Source organism: Corynebacterium jamesii, assembly GCF_046097395.1.
Lineage (GTDB): Bacteria > Actinomycetota > Actinomycetes > Mycobacteriales > Mycobacteriaceae > Corynebacterium.
The window spans coordinates 1649223-1668088 of the sequence record NZ_CP175789.1; the positions used below are offsets into that span (position 1 = coordinate 1649223).

Annotated in this window: 16 protein-coding genes, 1 pseudogene and 1 riboswitch; of the genes and pseudogenes, 2 read left to right on the top strand and 15 right to left on the bottom strand. The window is 63.3% G+C overall.

Going from position 1 to position 18866, the window contains the following annotated elements:
- Positions 1 to 132 precede the first annotated feature (132 nt).
- From ACKFRT_RS07415 to gcvP, 11 genes are all read right to left on the bottom strand, one after another.
- Positions 133 to 1368 (bottom strand): FUSC family protein, encoded by a 1236-nt coding sequence (locus ACKFRT_RS07415; RefSeq protein WP_408924849.1) that lies wholly within the window; start codon positions 1366 to 1368, stop codon positions 133 to 135.
- A gap of 10 nt (positions 1369 to 1378) precedes the next feature.
- Positions 1379 to 2323, bottom strand: a complete 945-nt coding sequence (locus ACKFRT_RS07420) for an endonuclease/exonuclease/phosphatase family protein (RefSeq protein ID WP_408924850.1) — start codon at positions 2321 to 2323, stop codon at positions 1379 to 1381.
- Between the two features lie 21 nt (positions 2324 to 2344).
- Positions 2345 to 2845, bottom strand: coding sequence for a DUF3151 domain-containing protein (locus tag ACKFRT_RS07425; protein ID WP_408924851.1), 501 nt, complete (start codon positions 2843 to 2845; stop codon positions 2345 to 2347).
- 14 nt (positions 2846 to 2859) lie between these two features.
- Positions 2860 to 3900 (bottom strand): class II fructose-bisphosphate aldolase, encoded by a 1041-nt coding sequence (gene fbaA / locus ACKFRT_RS07430; protein WP_408926076.1) that lies wholly within the window; start codon positions 3898 to 3900, stop codon positions 2860 to 2862.
- A gap of 166 nt (positions 3901 to 4066) precedes the next feature.
- The gene (locus tag ACKFRT_RS07435; protein WP_408924852.1) at positions 4067 to 5386 is read right to left on the bottom strand and encodes a glycoside hydrolase family 76 protein; all 1320 of its coding nucleotides are present in this window, start codon (positions 5384 to 5386) and stop codon (positions 4067 to 4069) included.
- A gap of 404 nt (positions 5387 to 5790) precedes the next feature.
- A complete protein-coding gene (locus ACKFRT_RS07440; protein WP_408924853.1) occupies positions 5791 to 6474 on the bottom strand; it encodes a TrmH family RNA methyltransferase in 684 nt (227 codons plus the stop codon).
- Positions 6475 to 6483: 9 nt separating this feature from the next.
- Positions 6484 to 7050 carry an orotate phosphoribosyltransferase gene (gene pyrE, locus ACKFRT_RS07445; protein ID WP_296212384.1) on the bottom strand — a complete coding sequence of 189 codons (567 nt, stop codon included), beginning with the start codon at positions 7048 to 7050 and terminating at the stop codon, positions 6484 to 6486.
- A gap of 56 nt (positions 7051 to 7106) precedes the next feature.
- Positions 7107 to 8825 carry a hypothetical protein gene (locus tag ACKFRT_RS07450; protein ID WP_408924854.1) on the bottom strand — a complete coding sequence of 573 codons (1719 nt, stop codon included), beginning with the start codon at positions 8823 to 8825 and terminating at the stop codon, positions 7107 to 7109.
- 9 nt (positions 8826 to 8834) lie between these two features.
- Positions 8835 to 9218, bottom strand: a complete 384-nt coding sequence (gene gcvH / locus ACKFRT_RS07455) for a glycine cleavage system protein GcvH (protein WP_296212389.1) — start codon at positions 9216 to 9218, stop codon at positions 8835 to 8837.
- A gap of 131 nt (positions 9219 to 9349) precedes the next feature.
- A complete protein-coding gene (gene gcvT / locus ACKFRT_RS07460; RefSeq protein ID WP_296212392.1) occupies positions 9350 to 10519 on the bottom strand; it encodes a glycine cleavage system aminomethyltransferase GcvT in 1170 nt (389 codons plus the stop codon).
- A gap of 53 nt (positions 10520 to 10572) precedes the next feature.
- The gene (gene gcvP / locus ACKFRT_RS07465; RefSeq protein ID WP_408924855.1) at positions 10573 to 13524 is read right to left on the bottom strand and encodes an aminomethyl-transferring glycine dehydrogenase; all 2952 of its coding nucleotides are present in this window, start codon (positions 13522 to 13524) and stop codon (positions 10573 to 10575) included.
- Positions 13525 to 13591: 67 nt separating this feature from the next.
- Positions 13592 to 13704: riboswitch (glycine riboswitch) on the bottom strand.
- Between the two features lie 227 nt (positions 13705 to 13931).
- Between gcvP and ACKFRT_RS07470 the strand changes: the two genes are divergently transcribed.
- A complete protein-coding gene (locus ACKFRT_RS07470) occupies positions 13932 to 14801 on the top strand; it encodes an SDR family oxidoreductase (protein ID WP_408924856.1) in 870 nt (289 codons plus the stop codon).
- 6 nt (positions 14802 to 14807) lie between these two features.
- Here ACKFRT_RS07470 and ACKFRT_RS07475 read toward each other — a convergent pair whose 3' ends face one another.
- The 4 genes and pseudogenes from ACKFRT_RS07475 to ACKFRT_RS07490 all read right to left on the bottom strand — a co-directional run bounded on the left by ACKFRT_RS07475 (position 14808) and on the right by ACKFRT_RS07490 (position 18188).
- On the bottom strand, positions 14808 to 15266 hold the full coding sequence (locus ACKFRT_RS07475) for a hypothetical protein (protein WP_408924857.1): 459 nt from the start codon (positions 15264 to 15266) through the stop codon (positions 14808 to 14810).
- 46 nt (positions 15267 to 15312) lie between these two features.
- Positions 15313 to 15915: a PTS glucose transporter subunit IIA gene (locus ACKFRT_RS07480; RefSeq protein WP_296212404.1), complete on the bottom strand. Its 603-nt coding sequence runs from the start codon at positions 15913 to 15915 to the stop codon at positions 15313 to 15315.
- 11 nt (positions 15916 to 15926) lie between these two features.
- Positions 15927 to 16814 (bottom strand): sulfurtransferase, encoded by an 888-nt coding sequence (locus ACKFRT_RS07485; RefSeq protein ID WP_408924858.1) that lies wholly within the window; start codon positions 16812 to 16814, stop codon positions 15927 to 15929.
- A gap of 17 nt (positions 16815 to 16831) precedes the next feature.
- A pseudogene (locus ACKFRT_RS07490) lies at positions 16832 to 18188 on the bottom strand (sodium/glutamate symporter).
- A 262-nt stretch (positions 18189 to 18450) separates the two neighbouring features.
- Here ACKFRT_RS07490 and ACKFRT_RS07495 point away from each other — a divergent pair.
- On the top strand, positions 18451 to 18810 hold the full coding sequence (locus ACKFRT_RS07495) for a DUF4333 domain-containing protein (RefSeq protein ID WP_296212412.1): 360 nt from the start codon (positions 18451 to 18453) through the stop codon (positions 18808 to 18810).
- The last annotated feature ends 56 nt before the right edge of the window (positions 18811 to 18866 follow it).

Genomic DNA, 18866 nt, shown 5'->3' on the forward strand with positions numbered 1-18866 from the left:
AGCATGACGCGACAGAAGCGTCATTCATTGCTGAATTTACGCCCACCCCCCAGGAAGTTCCACCTGTATTCATATTCACTCTTAATCTATTACTAATTTCTACCCCCATTTCCTTATCAACCCCCATTCCCACTACTCCTCTTCGTCCCACACCTCCGGCGGCTGCCACGGCCTATCCACCGTCGGCCGCAGAAACGCCATAGCCGACTCACGCGAGTAACCGCAGACCTGCAGGGCGTCCACAATAATCGAGCGACACTGCGCCAACACCACCGTGCCCGACAGGCCCGTCCCATCCGCAATACGCAGGTCCGCCGCCGCCCCGAGCTTCTGCAGGGCGCGCACGATCTCTGGGATCTCCACCGCCTCGTCGCGCGTACCGCGCGTGCCACCCTCCGCGAACAACGCGCCCAGGTGGCCCAGCTCGTTAGAGATCCCACGCATCAGCTCAATCATCTCCCCCGGCGGCTCGATCTCGTCGTTCATCATGATCTCCGCCCGGCGCGCTAGCACGCGCGCATTGCGCATCACGTTATCGACGGGCACCAGAATGCGGTTCATAGACTTCGCATGCCGCCTAGCCGTCCAGTAGATCGGCGAGACCGCCACCACCTCCGACCCGCCGCCCACGTTCGTCAGCAGCGCATTCACGTATGTCTGAGTGCCGCGGGCGATCTCCAGGGCCTTGGTGATCTTCTCGGGCTTGCGCTCCTCCATCCCCTGCGCCACGTCGTCCAGCACCAACGATGCCTTGGAGATCAACGTAGAGACCTCCCGGCGGGCCGGGCGCAACGGCGAATTCGGCACCAGCGCCAGCACCAAAATGCCGATCACGCCACCAATCAGCGCGTCGATCATGCGGTCCAGCGCACCCGAGGATCCCGGCGGCAGGATCGTTGCCACCAGCACCGCAGAGCTCGCGGCCTGGAACGCCACGGAGACCGACTTATCCACAAACGTCGCCGCCAAAATAGCGACCAGCACCACCACCGACACCTGCCAATAACCGCTGCCGATGTTGCCTATCACCAGGTCGCCGATGCCCACTCCCACCGAGGCGCCCAGCACCAGCTCGAACCCGCGGCGTAGGCGCTTGCCAGCGCTCACCCCCAAGCTCAGCACCGCTGCGATGGGAGCAAAGAAAGCCTGCTGGTGGTCGAAAATCTGCTCCGCGATGAGCAGCGCCAGGCCCGCGCCGATAGCGCACTGGATGGCGAAGACCAACCCCTCGCGCACGCGGATTGCACCCTGCACCGGCGCGATACGCCGCAGGTTACGTGCGGCTGCGCGCACGCCGGGGCGCAGGCGGTTGGCCGGCTCGCCCCACATCTCTTTCGCGGTTCGTGGCCGCCGTTGTGGTTCTGCCATGCCCGCCAGTTTAGGTGGTCACGTCCGCCCACACCGCCAGATGATCGGTACCGATAATACGCTTCGTGCCGCCACCCAGACATTCGCCAGTGGTCATGATGTGGTCCAGCCGAATCACCGGGAATACCGCCGGCCACGTCGGCGTGTGCGCCAGGTGCCCGGTGCAGTCGCTGAGCTCAAAATCGCGGTAGCGCGGGTGGCTGCGCGTAGCGTTGAAGTCGCCAGCCAGCACCAGATGGCGCCGGGAATTGGCCCAACCACTCAAGTTCGCCAGGTCGCGCTCCCACGCCGTACGATCCTCTTTGATCGGCGCCACTGCGTGCACACCCACGAACTCGCTGTTGCCATGCAGTGGCGCGTTCACCCGGGGTGTTTGGAAATGGGTAAGTTCGCGCACCATGTTGCCGTGCGCCCCTGTTTTTTCTTTATATGACGCCGACACCAAGCCCACGACATTATCCGCCCGATCGTTGCCAGGTCGCGGCTTGGTCAAAGGCAGATAGCCGGTTTCCTCCGCCACGCTATCCACTTCCTCTTCATTCGTTTCCAAGAGGAAGACGACGTCGGGTTTAAGTTCCTCAATCGCACGGGCGATTCGCTTATCGTCAGCTTTCCCCCAGTATGTGTTGAGGGAAAATACTCGAGTGGAGTTGTGGGCGTCCGAAAAATTGGGGGCAGGTACGCGCGGGACGATCAAGACCGCCAGCACAGCGAGCACCGCGCACAGCGCCGCGCGGCGTATAGAGCGCAGGATGCCGATGCCCGCCGCAGCGAGCACCCCGGCGACCCAAGCGCTGGCTTGGATTTCCGCAACAAAGGGCCACGATGCGGTGGTTTGTGCGGGCCAGAGGATGCTGGACATCCAGACGATCGCCACCACGACTGCGGCTATGCACAGGTTGCGGTGCGCCACCGGGTGGGGCGTCGGCTGGGAGAAAGAACGGCGTTTGTTCAATGTCCTATTGCAGGGGGATCACTAGCGCTCAGTAGAAGAGGCAGCGGCACCATCCAGCCCCAGGGCCGGAGCCGCTGCCGGGTCGCAGTCGTGCAGTAGGTTCAGGCAACGCACGACCTCATCGTCCTCACCGAGGGCGCGGGCAGTCTGCACCAACGCGCCGATGGCACGCAGCACGCCCTGGTTCGGCTCGTGGCTCCACGGCACCGGCCCGGTGCCACGCCAACCATTACCGCGCAGGGCATCGAGGCCGCGGTGGTAACCGGTGCGAGCACAGGCGTAAGCCTGCACGGGCTGTCCTTCGGCCAGTAGAACCTCAGCCAGGGCGGCCCAGGCACCGGAATCCTTCAGGTTTTTAGAGACCGCGGCCTCCAGCGACTCCCGCGACTGTGCAGTGCCTGCACCACCGCCAGCACCTGCAGCACCTTCCACTGGAACGGAGCTGGCCAGTTCCTGCGGCAGGCGCACCTCCGGGTGCTCTGCGCCGAAGAGATCTCGACTGTGACGAATTTGTTCTGCCATGGCTCCAGCGAGGCTTACTTTGCGACGGAGGTGCCGGCGGAGTGCAGGTCGTTGCAAGCCTCCACCACGCGGACGGACATCGCTTCCTCAGCCTTCTTCAGGTAGGAGCGCGGATCGTACACCTTCTTGTTTCCGACCTCGCCGTCGATCTTCAGCACACCGTCGAAGTTGGTGTACATGTGACGTGCAACCGGGTTGGTGAACGCGTACTGGGTATCCGTATCAACGTTCATCTTGATCACGCCGTAGCGCAGCGCCTCCTCGATCTTCTCCTTCTCGGAGCCGGAGCCACCGTGGAAGACGAAGTCGAACGGCTTGTCGCCCTCGGCCAGACCCAGCTTCTTCACGGCAGCCTTCTGGCCCATGTCCAGAACCTCCGGGCGCAGCTTCACATTGCCGGGCTTGTACACGCCGTGGACGTTGCCGAAGGTTGCGGCCAGCAGGTAGCGACCGTTCTCGCCGGTGCCCAGAGCATCGACGGTCTTCAGGAAGTCCTCTTCGGTGGTGTACAGGTTGGCGCCAGCCTTGGCCTCCACGCCATCTTCCTCGCCGCCGACAACGCCGATCTCAACCTCGAGGATGATCTTCGCAGCCTGCGCGTCCGCCAGTAGCCCCTTGGCGATCTCCAGGTTCTCGTCGATCGGAATAGCGGAGCCGTCCCACATGTGGGACTGGAACAGTGGGTTCTCGCCTGCCTCCACGCGCTTGCGGGAGATCTCCATCAGCGGGCGAACGTACTCGTCCAGAACTTCCTTCTGGCAGTGGTCGGTGTGCAGAGCAACGTTCACGCCGTAGTGCTTCGCAGCCTGGTGGGCGAAGGCAGCCAGAGCCTCCGCACCAGCAACCATGTTCTTCACAGCCAGGCCGGAACCGAACTGGGCACCGCCGGTGGAGAACTGGATGATGCCGTCGGACTCCGCATCCGCAAAGCCCTTCAGAGCTGCGTTGATGGTCTCAGAAGAGGTGCAGTTGATGGCGGGGTATGCGAAGCCGTTCTCCTTCGCATTGTCCAGCATGTCGCGGTAGACGTCGGGGGTTGCAATAGGCATTTCGATGCTCCTTCGAATCCTTGGGTAAGGCAGGTTGGTCTCCGCCAACAATTATGCCGACAAATCCCACGCCGTGCAGTCACTCCGCCAAGGTCTCCCCCTTCTCCCCCGGCGCAACCGTCCTCCTCCCGGCATCCGCTCCGGCGCAACCGACAGCCGCCTCCGGTCCGGCCTAACCGTCAGCCGTGATGGTGCGCGCCGCCGCCTCCATCAGCATCCACCCGGACAACTGCACGGACAGATCCCGCTCCGCAATGTCGGAGCTGGCCACCGCCCCCGCAATCGTTGCCCCCACCAAGCCGCCGGCCTGCGGCATGGTCGCATCCTTCGACCAGTCGGCAGAGAACACCGGCAGCCCATCGACCTCTAGCCGGTAGCGCCACACCTGGTCGGCTGTCGCCAACACAATCCGCCGAGCCATGGCCACAGATTCGGCGCCATGCCGACCGGGCGTTGGCAAACACTCAACAACCAGAGAAAGATAACGCGCAAGAATGCCATTAAACAGTCCGCCATCGCCCCCGCCAGTGCGCACGCTAATCGCGCCGCCGCGGTCGGTCAGGTGCGCCTCAATCGCGCGAAGCAGGCCATGGATACGGGTTATTTCTTTGACGCCCACTTCCGAGATCGCCTCATCGCCCGCCCCAGCGGCACGCCTGCGTGCGAGGGCAAGCTCCACGAGTGCACCGATCATCACGCCCTGACAATAAGGATGCACCGCCGTCGCGGGCTCCGGGCCGGCCATACGCATGTGGATACCGTCCATGACCAGGCCGTCTTCGTTGATGAGGTTGTCGAAGGTCCAGTCGATCAGGCGCTCGGCAACCTCAATGTCGCCATTGCGCGCGGCGAGGATAGCAGCGGGGCCGTTGGTAGGGACGTTATAGAAGGTCTCGTGCGTGCGCCAGGGCAGCACGCCCGTGAGGCTATCCACGCCCTCGAAAATGTTTTCTACCAGCGGTTCCAAGTCGCGGGGCGTGCCGAGCTTCGCCTGAATCTTGGGAGTGTTTGCCACGCGCTGCAGAGCCAGAGCCAGCCAAGCTTTGTCGTCGTAATAGTGGTTGGCGGTCAGGCGGCTGAGGTTACGGATGCGCATGGCCCGGAGGTGGCGGCGGATCGCATAAATCCGGGAGTGCGTGGGGCGGCGGATGGCAGCATCGATGAGGTTGTCGATGTAGTGCGCCTGCCACCAGTAGTGCCAGCGGACAAACATCCGGTCGCGGGTGGTCGGCGGCCAGGCGATGATGCCCAGCGTGGTGCGCGGGATTCCCCAGAGGCGGCTGGCGTGACGTTCATACACCGCCTGATAGGCGAGGTCAGCGCGGTGATCCCAGCGATCCCTGAGCTCCTGGTTGGGATTGGAGGATCCTGCTGGCGAGGCTTCAGCGGCCTCTGCTGCCTGCCCAGCCACAGTCCCCTGCGCCGCCGCAGAAATGTCTACTACCTGCGACGACTTGCTACCCCGCTTCTTTTTGCCGGGAAGATTAAACACTCTGCACACCTCACTCGGTTCTAGCGCTCTGCAAAACAGTCTAGCCCTCCTCCGGAACTGCGCTGCCCGCCAGCCAAATCCCGCAGCTCATCTCCCACATCCCGCTTCCCACTACCCAAAAACCGCGGCTCAGCTACCAAATGCCGTTACCCAGCAGTCAAATGTCGCAAAGCTTGCAATTTGTTAATGGCAATACTTTCTATTTACGCAAACATGCAGGTCAGAGAGTTTTTACAGTTTGGAGGCTAATGCCCAAATTCACGAATTACCACTTTTCCGACACTTACGGGAAAACACAGTCCGTAGGGCAGCAAAGCCTAGCCCCCTCCCACCTTCCAGGCTCACGAAATCCCCACATTCCAGACCTGGAGACACCTCATTTACCAGACCTGGAGACACCTCATTTACCAGGCCTGCGACAAGTCCGCGTGCTGGCGGATCCACGCATGCATCGCAATTCCCGCAGCCACACCGGCGTTAATGGACCGCGTCGAACCAAACTGAGCAATGGAAACCGTCATCCGCGCAGCCTCCTGCGCCTCCTGGGTCACACCCGGCCCCTCCTGGCCAAACAACAGCAGGCATCGCTCGGGCAGCTCCGCCGTCTCCAGCGGCACGCACCCCGGCGTGTTATCCACCGCCACCACAACCAGCCCCTCCCGGGTGGCGAATTCCAGCACCTCCCCGACCGTCGCGTGGTGCTGTAAGTGCTGATAGCGGTCGGTAACCATCGCTCCCCGCCGGTTCCAGCGCCGCCGTCCGACGATATGCACGGTATCCACCGCGAAGGCATTCGCAGTACGCACGACGGTGCCGATATTCGAGTCGTTTTCGAAGTTCTCTATGGCGATGTGCAGCGCATGCCGGCGCGTATCAATGTCTTCGACAATCGCCGACTGTTTCCAGTACCGGTATGCGTCCACCACGTTGCGCGTGTCCCCGGCATCCAGCAGCTCGGGGTCAAAGCGCGGATCAGTTGGTCGGGGCTGGTCGGGGTGTTCATCCTCCCAGCTGCGCACTCCGCGGGGATGCTCCAGCCACTCCGTCGGTCCGGGCTTGTCGTGTTGTTCGGGGGAAGTGGGCGTCATCAAAAATACCTAGGAAAGCCCCAGGTCGGACAGGCCCAGCAGCGAGCGGTACTCGACTCCCTCGGCCTCGATAACATCCTTGGCGCCGGTCGCGCGATCCACAACGGTGGCCACGCCAACCACGGTTGCGCCAGCCTCGCGCGCTGCGGAAACGGCAGTCAGCGGAGAGTTACCAGTCGTGGTCGTGTCTTCCACGATCAGCACGCGCTTGCCTTCAATGTCCGGCCCTTCGATGCGGCGCTGCATGCCGTGCTTCTTAGCTTCCTTGCGCACGACGAAGGCGTCGATGGTACGCCCGGCAGCCTCGCCAGCGCCAGCCGACCCTGCGTGCATAATCGCCGTCGCCACCGGGTCCGCACCAAGGGTTAGGCCGCCAACGTGCGCGTAATCCCAGTCGGCGGTCAGCTCGCGCAGCAGCTCGCCGATCAGCGGGGAGGCCTCATGGTGCAGCGTCGCGCGGCGCAGATCAACGTAGTAGTCGGCCTCCTTGCCGGAGGACAGGGTCACGCGCCCGTGCACCACGGCCAGCTCCTTGACGAGCTCCGCGAGGCGCTGCTTCTTAGCTTCATCGATCATTGCGGTTTCTCCTTCTTGTCTATGCCTTATCTGTGCACTGCGTCTACGCACTGCTGTTACTTCTGGTCGTCCTCGACGACCTCGCCGTCGACGGTTTCGTACTCGATCGGTTCGATGGGTTCGGGGCGGGCGTGGCGTGCTTCTGGTGCCCGATGACGCCCACCGCTTCGCCGCCGCTGAGTCACAGGAGACAGGCGCACTGCAGTGGACTTGGTCTCCTCGACTTCCTCGAAAATGGTGGCCTCTTCCGCATCGACGCGGATCACCTGCGCATATTGCGAAGAGTGCGAACTCATGTGCTCGGGATCCTCACCCAAGCGAGGAATGCCCCCGTCGCGACGGCGCCGACGGCCCGTGCGGAGGTCGTCATCCTCCGTCGGATCGTCGTAGTCGCCCACGGCGAAGCTATCGAAGCTGTCCGTATCGCCGCCCTCCCAGCGCGTGTGCGTACGGGAGGGAAAGGCCACCGGCTCGGCAGGGCGGGTAATGTCCGGGCGCTCCGGATTGGGCACTTCCGCGTGCGCAGCGACTTCCTCGGCGGTGGCGCTGGCATCACCGCCGTCCGTGTAAGCAGCAGTTTTCGATTGCGCTGGGGTACCAGAATCCGCATCCGCGCTGCCGTCGGGCACTGCTCGCAGGTGTGCCGCGCGGCGAGAGGACGTCTCGGCAGCCTGCTCCTCGATCTCCTCCTGGTTCACCGGATTGTCGGTGTGCACTTGCAGCGGACCACCCGGCAGGGGGCGCAACTGGTCTGCCACCAGCATCTCCAGCGGTGCGCTGGTCTGGGCCGGGGGCAGCACCATGGCGGCATCCACCAGGGAGCGCAGCTGCGGCAGGATCTCCTCCCACACGTGGAAGTCGAGCTTGCGGGAAACGCGCACGACCGTCCAGTTCTGCCCCCACGCCACATCGCTTGCGACCTGCGACAGTGCCGCCAGCGCGTCCTCCACGCGGGCATCCAACATGCGGTCCAGTGCGCGGACGTCGGTGGTGTACGCCGCGAATGGTGGCTGGTCCAAAAGGTCGGTGCGGCGCATGCCTGCCGGCTGCGCACCGCCAGAGGAATACAGCACCTGAACTGGGGATTCTTCCACTCGGCGCATCGCCATTAGCGTGGAGGAGCCAAGGTCGCCGATGTGTACCTGGTGCCCGTCGACAAAGCCGCTAACGACCTCGCGCAGCGTCGGCCCACCGCGCTGGTGGTCGCCGGTGATGGCGATGGGCCAGGCTCGCGCGACCTCTACGTCTTCCTTCGTGTACTCGAAGCCGTTGTCGGCCGCCCATTGGCGGCGCCGCCTCCGGGGAAAACCGAAAGCAGCCATTCCTGAAGCGGAGCTTTCGGGCTCGAGCCTCGGCGCCGAATTCTCGGTGGCGCCTGCACGCTGGGAGCCTTCAAGGTCGGCGCTGGCAAAGCCGCCACCTTCCGGGGTGTCGCCCTCCACAGCGCCTGCCTCCTGGGCAGACTCGGCCTCCTCGTAGTCCCAGTCCTCAGACCAGCCCTCACCCAGCTCGTCGTACTGAGAGTTAGGCCCTTCCTCGACCCCGGACCACCCATCAAACTGCGGGCCGTCCCATTCCGCGGACCATCCCTCCTCAGAGATACCGGCGCCTTCAGCGTGCCCGGCACCTTCGGCGATTTCGGCGCTTTCGGCGCGCTCGACTATCTCACCGGAGCCCACACCTGCGCCTACGTCCGTTTTTGCGCGCAGCAGCAACCACGCGGCGAGGCCCAGCAGGGCCAGGCCGAGGATTAACGCGAAAATGGAACCGACCAAGGGCCTGTTTTACTCGTTAGCGGCCTGGTAAGCCTCAGCGTCCATCAGGTCGCCAGACTCGGTCACCTTAACTTCGTACAGCCAGCCCTCGCCGTAGGGGTCCTCGTTGATCAGACCAGCGTTGTCTTCCAGCGCCTCGTTCACAGCGACAACCTCGCCGGAAACCGGTGCGTAGATGTCGGACACAGACTTGGTGGACTCGACCTCACCAAATGCCTCGCCAGCCTCGACCTCAGAGCCAACCTCAGGCAGCTCGACGAAGACGATGTCGCCCAAAGCCTCGGCGGCGATGTGGGAGATACCCACGCGCACGGTCTCGCCCTCCACTACAGCGGAGGTGTTAACCCACTCGTGCTCCTCGGAGTACAGAAAATCAGTCGGCAGTGCAGTCATTGTTCTTGGCCTCTCTTATAGAACCTTCTGTGGTTGTCTGCCCAAACTTTACACCAGCGGGCAGACAACCCCTTTCGTGTTACCTTGCGTTGCTTTCGCTACGTGCGAGTTTCCCGCACACGGGCTCGCGCTTACTTCTCGCGGGAATAAAACGGCAGCGCAACGACCTTGTATTCGAAGCGCTTACCACGGATATCGACCTCCACAGTCGCGCCTTCGGCTGCCGCACCGGAGTTCACGGCAGACTTCGACACATATGCCATGGCCACCGGGTGGCCCAGCGTCGGCGACAGCGCACCAGAGGTCACGGCACCAATGGCCTTCTCCCCGTCCGCGGCGAACACCTCGTATCCTTCGCGGGCAGCACGGCGACCTTCACCCACCAGCCCGACCAGGGTCTGCTGGGTGCCCTTTTCCTTCGCGGAAACAATGGCGTCGCGCCCCACGAAAGAGTCCTTCGACTTCGTCGCCGCAAGAATACCCAGGCCAGCATCGACCGGGGTCAGCTTCAGCGACAGTTCGTGGCCGTACAGCGGCATGCCAGCCTCCAGGCGCAGGGTGTCGCGGCAGGCCAGGCCACATGGTAGGCCACCCAGCTGCGCTGCCTGATCCATCGCCTTGGTCCACACAGACTCCGCACCGTCGTTATTGACGATCAGCTCGAAGCCGTCCTCGCCGGTGTAGCCCGTGCGCGCAACCAACACGGGCTGGCCTGCGGCAATCCCCTGGAATGCCGCGTAGTAGCCCAGCCCCTCGATGGCCTCTGCCACGGTCTCGCCCGCGCCGGATGCCTCGGGGGCCTCTACCACGTTGTCCACGATCTCCAGCATCGCCGCTGCTGCCTTCGGGCCCTGCACGGCGATCATGGAGGTCTGCTCGGACTCGTTGTTCAGCTCCACGTCGAAGCCTGCAGTGCGGCCCTGCAGCGCGGAAACTACGTTGTCCACGTTGCCTGCGTTCGGCACGATCAAGAACTCGTTATCACCCAAGCGGTAGGTAATCAGGTCGTCGATGATGCCACCGGATTCGGTGCAGATCATCGAGTACTTGGCCTTGCCGATCTTCACGGCCGACAGCTTGGAGATCAGCGCGTGGTCCAGAAACTCCGCCGCCTGCGGACCGGTCACGCGAACCTCGCCCATGTGGGATAGGTCAAAAACACCCACGGCCTTGCGCACCGCGTGGTGCTCGTCCAGCTCACTGCTGTACTTCAGCGGCATGTCCCAGCCGCCGAAGTCGGTAAAACGCGCGTCCAGCTTCTGGTGCACGCGGTTCAGCGCGGTCTTTTTAAGTTCGGTCATATCTCGTTCTCCTTCTTCTCGTCTTTTATGGACGCCCCTAGCGCCAGCTATACCTAGTCTTCATTGATCGCGAAGTCTTCCAGGGGCGGGCAGGTGCACACGAGATTGCGGTCGCCATAAGCATTGTCGATACGACGCACGGGCGTGAAGTACTTGGTGTGTCGCAGGCTGGCCACCGGATATGCGGCCTTGGCACGGCTGAAGTGACCACCGGATACAGCTTCCTCGAAGTCGTCCCGCACAACAGAATAAGCGGTAAACGGCGCGTGGCGCAGAACGGACTGCTCGGCGGTGACGTCGCCGTCGATGACTTCCTGGATCTCGCCGTGGATGGTAACCATAGCCTCGATGAAGCGGTCCAGCTCTTCCTTGTCCTCCGACTCGGTGGGCTCCACCATCAGGGTGCCGGCGACGGGGAATGCCAAGGTTGGGGCGTGGAAACCGAAGTCCATCAGGCGCTTAGAAACGTCTTCGGCAGTGATGCCGGAGGCCTTCGTGAGTTCGCGCAGGTCCAGGATGCACTCGTGAGCCACCAGGCCGGTGTCGCCCTTGTACAGCGTCGGGTAGTACTCCTCCAGCTTGCGGGAGACGTAGTTGGCGTTGACCAGAGCCATGCGGGAGGCCTCGGTCAACCCCTCGTCGCCCATCAGCGCAATGTAGGACCAGGTGATCGGCAGCACACCGGCCGAGCCGTACTGGGCAGCGGAGACCGGCTGGCCGGTCTGCAGGGCGGCCTCGCCCTCAATAACGTCGGCGTTCGGGTCGGTCGGCAGGAACGGGATCAGGTGCTCGGCCACGCAGACCGGGCCGACACCCGGACCGCCACCGCCGTGCGGGATGGTGAAGGTCTTGTGCAGGTTCAGGTGGGAGACGTCGCCGCCGAACTCGCCCGGCTGCGCCAGCCCCACCAGGGCGTTCAAGTTGGCGCCATCGACGTACACCTGCCCCCCGGCCTCGTGGACCTTCTGGCACACCTCGCGCACTTGCTCCTCGAACACACCGTGGGTGGAGGGGTAGGTCAGCATAATGGCGGCGGTCTGTTCGCCGTACTTCTCCAGCTTGGCCTCCAGATCCGGGACGTCGATGGAGCCATCCTCGGCGTTCTTTACAGCCACGACCTTCAGACCGGCCAGCGCAGCGGAGGCGGCGTTGGTGCCGTGGGCGGAGGCCGGGATCAGCACGATGTCGCGCTGGTCATCGCCGCGCGCCTGGTGGTAGCGGTGGATAGCCAGCAGGCCGGCGAACTCGCCCTGGGAGCCCGCGTTCGGCTGGACGGAGACCTTGGCGTAGCCGGTGATCTTCGCCAGGCGTTCCTCCAAATCCTCGATCAGCTCCAGCCAGCCCTGAGCCTGCTCGGCGGGGACCTGCGGGTGAATGCCCGCGAAGCCCGGCCAGGTGATCGGCTCCATAGAGACGGCCGCGTTCAGCTTCATGGTGCAGGAGCCCAGCGGGATCATGGTGCGATCCAGCGCCAGGTCGCGGTCTGCCAGCTTGCGCATGTAGCGCATCATCTGGGTCTCGGAGGTGATGGCGGTAAAGATCGGGTGGGTCAGGATCTCCTCATCAGCCGCGCGCAGCACGCCGGCCTCGCCCAATGCGCCGGCAGTCACGTCGAAGCCGGCGGAGGAGACCTCGCCGGTGCGGGAGCCCAGAACCTCGATCAGCGTGGCGATGTCCTCATCCGTGGTGGACTCGCCCACAGAGATGCCGACGTAGGAATCGTTGACCTGGCGCAGGTTATAGCCTGCCTCTGCCGCAGCACGCAGAGCCGAGGGGGCGTCCCCAAGAGAAGAACCAGACACGTCAACGGTGACGGTGTCGAAGAAGGTATCGTGCGCCAAGGTCAGGCCAGCCTCGGAGAGGCCAACAGCCAGAGCGGTAGCGCGGGCGTGCACTCCCTCGGCGATGGCGCGCAAGCCCGCCGGGCCGTGCCAGACCGCGTAGAAGCCTGCGACGACGGCCAGCAGAGCCTGAGCGGTACAAATGTTACTGGTGGCCTTGTCGCGGCGAATGTGCTGCTCGCGCGTCTGCAGAGCCAGGCGGTAGGCCGGGGTGCCCTCGGCGTCCACGGACACGCCCACGATACGGCCCGGCAGCTTACGCTGCAGTGCCTCGGTGCAAGAGATAAAGCCGGCGTGCGGGCCACCGAAGAACAGCGGCACGCCAAAGCGCTGGGCGGAACCAACGGCGATGTCCGCACCCTGGGAGCCTGGGGAGGTCAGCAGTACCTGAGCCAATAGGTCGCAGGCGACTGTGACCAAAGCACCGGCCTTTTTCGCAGCGGAAATCAGCCCGGACACGTCGCGCACGCGGCCGGTGGAGCCCGGGTTGGATAGCACAACGCCGACCAGGTTCTCGTGCGCCTCGATCTCGGCGGCAAACTCGTCGTCACCCAGGTCGGCAACCTCCACTGGAATGCCTGCGGCCTCGGCGCGAGCCAGGGTAACGGTGATGGACTGCTGGTGCAGGGAAGAATCCAGCAGCACCACGCCGCCCTTCTTGAAGGCCTTTGCGTTGCCACGGGCCATCAGCTGCACGGCCTCGGCCACGGCGGTGGCCTCGTCCAGCAGGGAGGCACCGGCGACCGGCAGGCCAGTCAGATCCTGCACCATCGTCTGGAAGTTCAGCAGCGCCTCCAGGCGGCCCTGGGAGATCTCTGGCTGGTAAGGGGTGTAGGCCGTGTACCAGCCCGGGTTCTCCACCACGTTGCGGCGAATGACGGCCGGGGTGATCGTGTCGTAGTAACCGTTACCGATCAGCTGCTGCTTCTGCACGTTCTTGTCGGCATAGTCGCGCAGGGCGGCCAGGGTGTCCGTCTCGTCCAGCGCCTCCGGCAGGCCGATCGAGCCGGACTGGCGGATGGACTTCGGAAGGGCATCGTCGGCTAGCGCGGCGGTGGATTCGTAGCCCAGGTAATCGAGGATCTCCCGGGTATCGTCCTGGTTCGGGCCGATGTGGCGCTGGACGAAGGGAGCGGAATTGCGGCGAGTAGCTGCAGTAGACATGGCTTGTTAGGGACTTTCCGGTCGTAAATGCACGGTCGTTGCACAGTGCACGGTCGTTACAAGGAGCCCTCCCCACTCTGTCGCTTGTGCCTGAGAGCTTCACCCGGGGATGTACCCGGCTTTTCTCCTTCGGCGCCCGCGTGCACACGACTGCGCGCAGGTCTTTCCAGAGTTGCCTCACTGCGACGGTACTTGGGGCCTGAGAGTGTCCCGGGGAGGAATTGCTCCGTCGGCGGCCGGCGCGTGGCTAGCACCGAGCCTCTCCCACCACAGCTACAAGCGGCAAAAACGTATGCAGTTTTCCTTCACATCATAGCGGGCGTGTGCCGGATCACTAAAGAATCCTGTTAATGGGGAAAATCTTATTCCGACCCCCATCCCCCGGCCCAGCGGCCAAAATAATATGCATGGCAAAAATTTCCAGCATTCTCCCCACCCCGCTCAGCTTTCACAGCCCGCTGCCCGCCATCGAGGGGGGAGTGGCGATTGTCACCGGCGCCTCCTCCGGCATCGGCCGCGCCACCGTAGCCGCGCTCGCGGAGCTCGGCACCCATTCCCGCATCATCGGCACCAGCCGCAACCCCGACACCATCACCGACCCCATCGAGGGCGTAGACTACCTCCCCCTCGACCTCGCGGACCCCGCCAGCATCGACGAGTTCGCCACCCGCGCCTTAAGCTTCGGCCCGCCAACTGTGCTGGTGAATAACGCAGGCGAAAGCCAATCGGGCCCCCTGGAGGAGCTCCCCGGCGATGCCCTGCGCCGTCTGTTCGACATCAATGTGCTGGGACAAGTGGGCGTCACCCAGAAAATCCTTCCCGCAATGCGACAGCGAGGAGCCGGGCGCATCGTGATGGTCGGCTCCATGTTGGGCAGCTTCCCCTTGGCCTACCGCAGCAGCTACGTCGCCTCCAAGGCCGCGCTCAAGGGATTCGCCTTCGCCGCCCGGCGCGAGGTCTGGCCGTTCGGGGTGGGCATGTCGGTTGTCGAGCCCGGGTCCATCAACACCGGTCTGTCCGCGCGCCGCACGAAGTACGTGGATCTACGCGGCCCCTATGCCGCCGAGTTCGCCACCATGCTGAAGAACCTAGACAACAACGAAGCCAACGGCATCCCCGCCGAGCGCGTGGCCGAGGAGATCCTCAAGCCCATCACCGCCACCTACCCCAAGCCGCTGTATGCAACGGGTTCGATGGCGCCGGTGGCGTTCCCGCTCTCCCGCATTGTGCCGACGGCGGCGATGCACTGGCTAATCAACCGCAAGCACGGCCTGTAGACCCGCCTAGGCCCTAAAACTCTTGTCCCACACGTCCTCTACCGGCTCATCGTTGCGTAAGAAGAGATCATCGTCCACGTCTCGTCCCCGGCGGGTGGACCAGTCATCCCACGGGGCGGCGAACAGTGCCAGCACGCCCGCGCCGACGATCCCCAGAATCATCAGCGAGCCCGCCAGAATCACCAGCCAAATCGGCGAATACCGGTAAAACACCACCACAAGCAGCACCGTTCCCACCAGCCCGATGCTGCCCAGAAGGGTGTACAGGCGATTGACGGGGTGGCGCCGGTGGCCGTAGCTATTGCGCTGCGTATTCACCAGCGGCCACAGTTGCAGCCCCACCAGCACCGGGAAAAACACCCCGGCAATGTTCTGCAGCTGCTGCGGAGTAAACACGTCCACCACGCGCGACAGCGCCAAAACCATGCCGATGACCGACAGGATGCTAAAAACCCTGCGCACCATTGCCTGTCCCTCCTCCTTACGCCTCTTTACTCCTCCTTACACCTCTTTACACCCAGAACAAGTTGTCGCCGCCCATCACGGGCTCGCCGGGGATCACGTCTATCTTTATTTCAGACGCCCCCATCTGCAGCCCCAACACCATCACTATCGGGTCGAACCCCATCCGGCCCAGCTCCCGGGGAGTGTAGGTGCACACGGGGGTTCCCTGGCGCACAATATTGCCCTCCTGCACGTGGACGTCGAAGCCCTGCCCGTTCAGGCGCCCCGTATCCACCCCCAATTGCATAAAGATCGATGGCTGGTCGGCCAGCATTTCGGCATGCCGCCCGTCGACGGCGTGGGTGCCGGAATCGGGGCGCACAGCGGTGGGCAGCGGCTGCGTCTGGATCACGAACATGTTCGGTGCCACGCGCTTAACCACTCCCCCAATGGGCGCCAGCACCTGCACGACCTCCACGCCCGCGTCCGGAATAACGGCCACACCAGCACCGATGGTGCCAGTGGCTAAGACGGGGTCGGGGACGGAGCTCAGGCTAACGGCGGTCCCCGCCAGCGGGGTCACAACGGGATACTGTGCTGAAGGATACTGTGCAGACAGTTCACGCTGCAGGCCGGGCCTACGGGGATCCTGGGAAGAGTGCGGATCCATACCCCCGCATTTTAGTCACGCTCGATGGGGCGCGAGGAGGAAGCGGACCATTGAGACCAACCTCCTACAAAGTTCTTAGCCCCGGGCAGCCCCGCGTGCTCCATGGCGGCAATGAACAGCGAAGAGTGCAGGCCCGAACCGGAGTACACGCACACATCCTCGCCGCTGGTCACGCCGTAACCGGCGAGCACCTGGCGGATCTCCTCCGGAGTCTTGACCATGCCACTGGCGCTGCTGTCGCGCTCGCTGTGGTGGTTAAACAGTTCCTTGACTGGGATGTTGATAGCCCCCGGAATACGGCCGGCCTGATGGTCGAAGCGTTCCTTCTGGCCGGTGTAGCGGGAGTTTTCGCGGGCATCCACCAGGACGTGCTTCTCGCGCCACTGTTCAACCTCGTCGAGATCCAGGGTGGGCAGGCTGCCCGGGCGGACCTCTACGTTGCCGCGCCCACGCAGCGCGCCGATGCCGCCTGCGACATCGCCGCCCGCAGCCTCCCAGGCCCCGGTACCGCCGTCGAGGATGCGGACGTTCTGCACACCTGCCCAACGGAAAACGAACCATGCGCGAGCCGCATAGAGGTTGGCGCCGGCGTCATAAATGTAAACAGGGCGACCATCCGTAATTCCCCAATCGTTGAAGCTCTTCTGTAGCCGCTCCGGCTCGGGTAGAGGGTTGCGCCCCTTGCTGCGGGACGGGATAGATGCCAGGTGCATCAAGGGGTTGCAGAACATGGCGCCGGGGATGTGCTGCCCCACGTAGGCTTCCCAGGCGCTGTTTTCGGTGCGCGCCCAGTGCGAGTCGATCACGGTCATTCGTTCGCCCCGCTGGAAGGCTTCCAGCATCTCTTTGCCGGAGATGAAGGGGCTGGCGGGCTGCTGTTGGGCAGAAGAGTTGCTCATGGTTGCTAAGTGTAGAACTAAGCGCCCGCCGTCGCCTTTCCTGGCCGTCTACCCGTGCGCTCTGGGAACCATCCCCGTATCGCCGCGAAGGCGATAATCGCTATGGCACCCACGGTTGCGATGCCGCCGATTCCCCAGGCTAGCCCGGCTATCACAGCAATGGGAGCCACGATGTTCATGCCGATTTCGAAGGGCGCGAAGCCCACATAGGCAATGCCGTATTCGTTCATGGTGCCAGACTTCAGATCCGGATCCACGATCTTCAACAGCGCAATACCGGTGGCCACGGCCGCGGTGGCCCAGCCCCAACCGAAGATGCCGCGCTCGAGCCACTGGTCGCCGAAGAACAGCGGAGCCAAGACGAAGAAGAACAGGCAGCAGTAGACAATGCCTAGTACGAACAGGATCAATAGCGGCACCAGGTAGTCCGCCACTGCGTCCGGCTTAATAGAGGCGATACCGAAGGCGATCATAAAGTCCGTCGACGCGCCGGAGATGGACTTCACCGTCTGCTGGTCCAGGTACTTCGGTCGCTTGATGACGTGCAGGAATACCTTGCCGCCGATACCCACGACGAAGGCCAGGGCAAACAGCGGCACGGACACATCCGGGAAGAAGTGCCCGATGATCTGCTGACCGATGTAGGCAAACATGACGGTCACTGCAATGAAGCCCGCGTGTAGGGCCAACGGCTCGATCGAGGAGGGGTTTGTGGTGGCCCGACCGATCGAGGGCTGTTTTTCCTCGTCCTCAATGTGACCCGAACGCAGTTCCCATGGCAGCTTCTCCGGCAACGTGGACGTGCGACCGGTTCGGATGCCCCCAGTTCGCGAAGATAATTCCACCAATGATGGCGGCCAGTGTGCCAACGGTGGCGGAGGTAAAGCCCAAGGACATGGCGGCGTCCGCACCATGATCCCCAAACGCGCCGCCGACAGCCGCAGCAGTACCGAATCCGCCTACGAAACCGACGGGCAACATCATGCCGAACCACTCCGGAGTGTCGAAGAGCGGACCGAAGATGAAGATGCCTAGCAGAATGAATAGCCCCCGCTGGCCGAGGAACATGGAGGTGGAAAAGCCCCACATGTTCTTCGCTTTCGACGCATCGTTCGACGCAAAGGTCATGCTGTACGGCATGGAGGCGAACACAACGGCGATCAGCAGCGTGGAGTAATCTCCCAGCGCGCCGGAGAAGGGCATCAAACCCAGCACCTCAGGACCGAAGATCAGAGCCAGCAGCCCCGCAGTAATCGGCGCGGGAATCAGCAGGTTACGGAACCATTCGAAGTGGCGCCTCATAAACGTGCCGATAATCAGCAGCACCGAAATCATGCCGACATCCATCAGCAGGTCAAAGACCGTAAAGTCCATGAGCGTCCCCTCTTCTGTTCTATGTTTTTCGCCTTGTTGTTCTTGGTAGCTTATCGCAACTTTTTATCGACGCCTCCTCGTTCCACCCGGCCACCGCTCCAGTGCTCGCCCTCCAGCTATCTGACTAAAAATTAGGTAAATTTAAGCAGTGCATTGAGCAGCATTCAACAAAGCCCACCATCAGGGGGGAACTTAGCGCCGACCCGCGGCATTACATGCCACGGATCGCTAGCCGTCACTGAGAGAAGGAGACCACTCCCACATGAACAACGTTCGCACTTCCACCTCTGCCCGCCTGTCCAAACGCCTCGGCGCCGCCCTACTCACCGGCACCCTGGCCATCACTGGCCTCAGCGCCTGCTCCTTCAACTTCAGCCTTGGTGGAGAGAAGAAGGTTGCCAAGGAGGACGTGGAAAAGGAAATCTCTAAGCTCGTAAAGCAAAAGGTTGGCGACTACCCCCACGAAGCCGAGTGCCCCGACGGCCTGAAAGCGGAGGAAGGCGCGAAGCTGGAATGCAAGCTCCACATTGACGGCAGCACCTACTCCGTGGACGTCACCGCGAACACTGTCGAGGACGAAGATGTCCAGTACGATATCAAGATCGCCGACCAGCCGGACTAAACTCCGGCCAGACCGATCCCCGGCCTTCCGCACCGAAGTACGGTGCGGTGGGGGGC

What these genes read in the sequence shown, in the direction of transcription:
- gcvP (WP_408924855.1), bottom strand. Translation starts at nt 13,524, where the DNA reads ATGTCTACTGCAGCTACTCGCCGCAATTCCGCTCCCTTCGTCCAGCGC.
- ACKFRT_RS07425 (WP_408924851.1), bottom strand. Translation starts at nt 2,845, where the DNA reads ATGGCAGAACAAATTCGTCACAGTCGAGATCTCTTCGGCGCAGAGCAC.
- ACKFRT_RS07495 (WP_296212412.1), top strand. Translation starts at nt 18,451, where the DNA reads ATGAACAACGTTCGCACTTCCACCTCTGCCCGCCTGTCCAAACGCCTC.
- ACKFRT_RS07475 (WP_408924857.1), bottom strand. Translation starts at nt 15,266, where the DNA reads ATGGTGCGCAGGGTTTTTAGCATCCTGTCGGTCATCGGCATGGTTTTG.
- ACKFRT_RS07415 (WP_408924849.1), bottom strand. Translation starts at nt 1,368, where the DNA reads ATGGCAGAACCACAACGGCGGCCACGAACCGCGAAAGAGATGTGGGGC.
- gcvH (WP_296212389.1), bottom strand. Translation starts at nt 9,218, where the DNA reads ATGACTGCACTGCCGACTGATTTTCTGTACTCCGAGGAGCACGAGTGG.
- ACKFRT_RS07480 (WP_296212404.1), bottom strand. Translation starts at nt 15,915, where the DNA reads ATGGATCCGCACTCTTCCCAGGATCCCCGTAGGCCCGGCCTGCAGCGT.
- ACKFRT_RS07470 (WP_408924856.1), top strand. Translation starts at nt 13,932, where the DNA reads ATGGCAAAAATTTCCAGCATTCTCCCCACCCCGCTCAGCTTTCACAGC.
- gcvT (WP_296212392.1), bottom strand. Translation starts at nt 10,519, where the DNA reads ATGACCGAACTTAAAAAGACCGCGCTGAACCGCGTGCACCAGAAGCTG.
- ACKFRT_RS07440 (WP_408924853.1), bottom strand. Translation starts at nt 6,474, where the DNA reads ATGACGCCCACTTCCCCCGAACAACACGACAAGCCCGGACCGACGGAG.
- ACKFRT_RS07485 (WP_408924858.1), bottom strand. Translation starts at nt 16,814, where the DNA reads ATGAGCAACTCTTCTGCCCAACAGCAGCCCGCCAGCCCCTTCATCTCC.
- pyrE (WP_296212384.1), bottom strand. Translation starts at nt 7,050, where the DNA reads ATGATCGATGAAGCTAAGAAGCAGCGCCTCGCGGAGCTCGTCAAGGAG.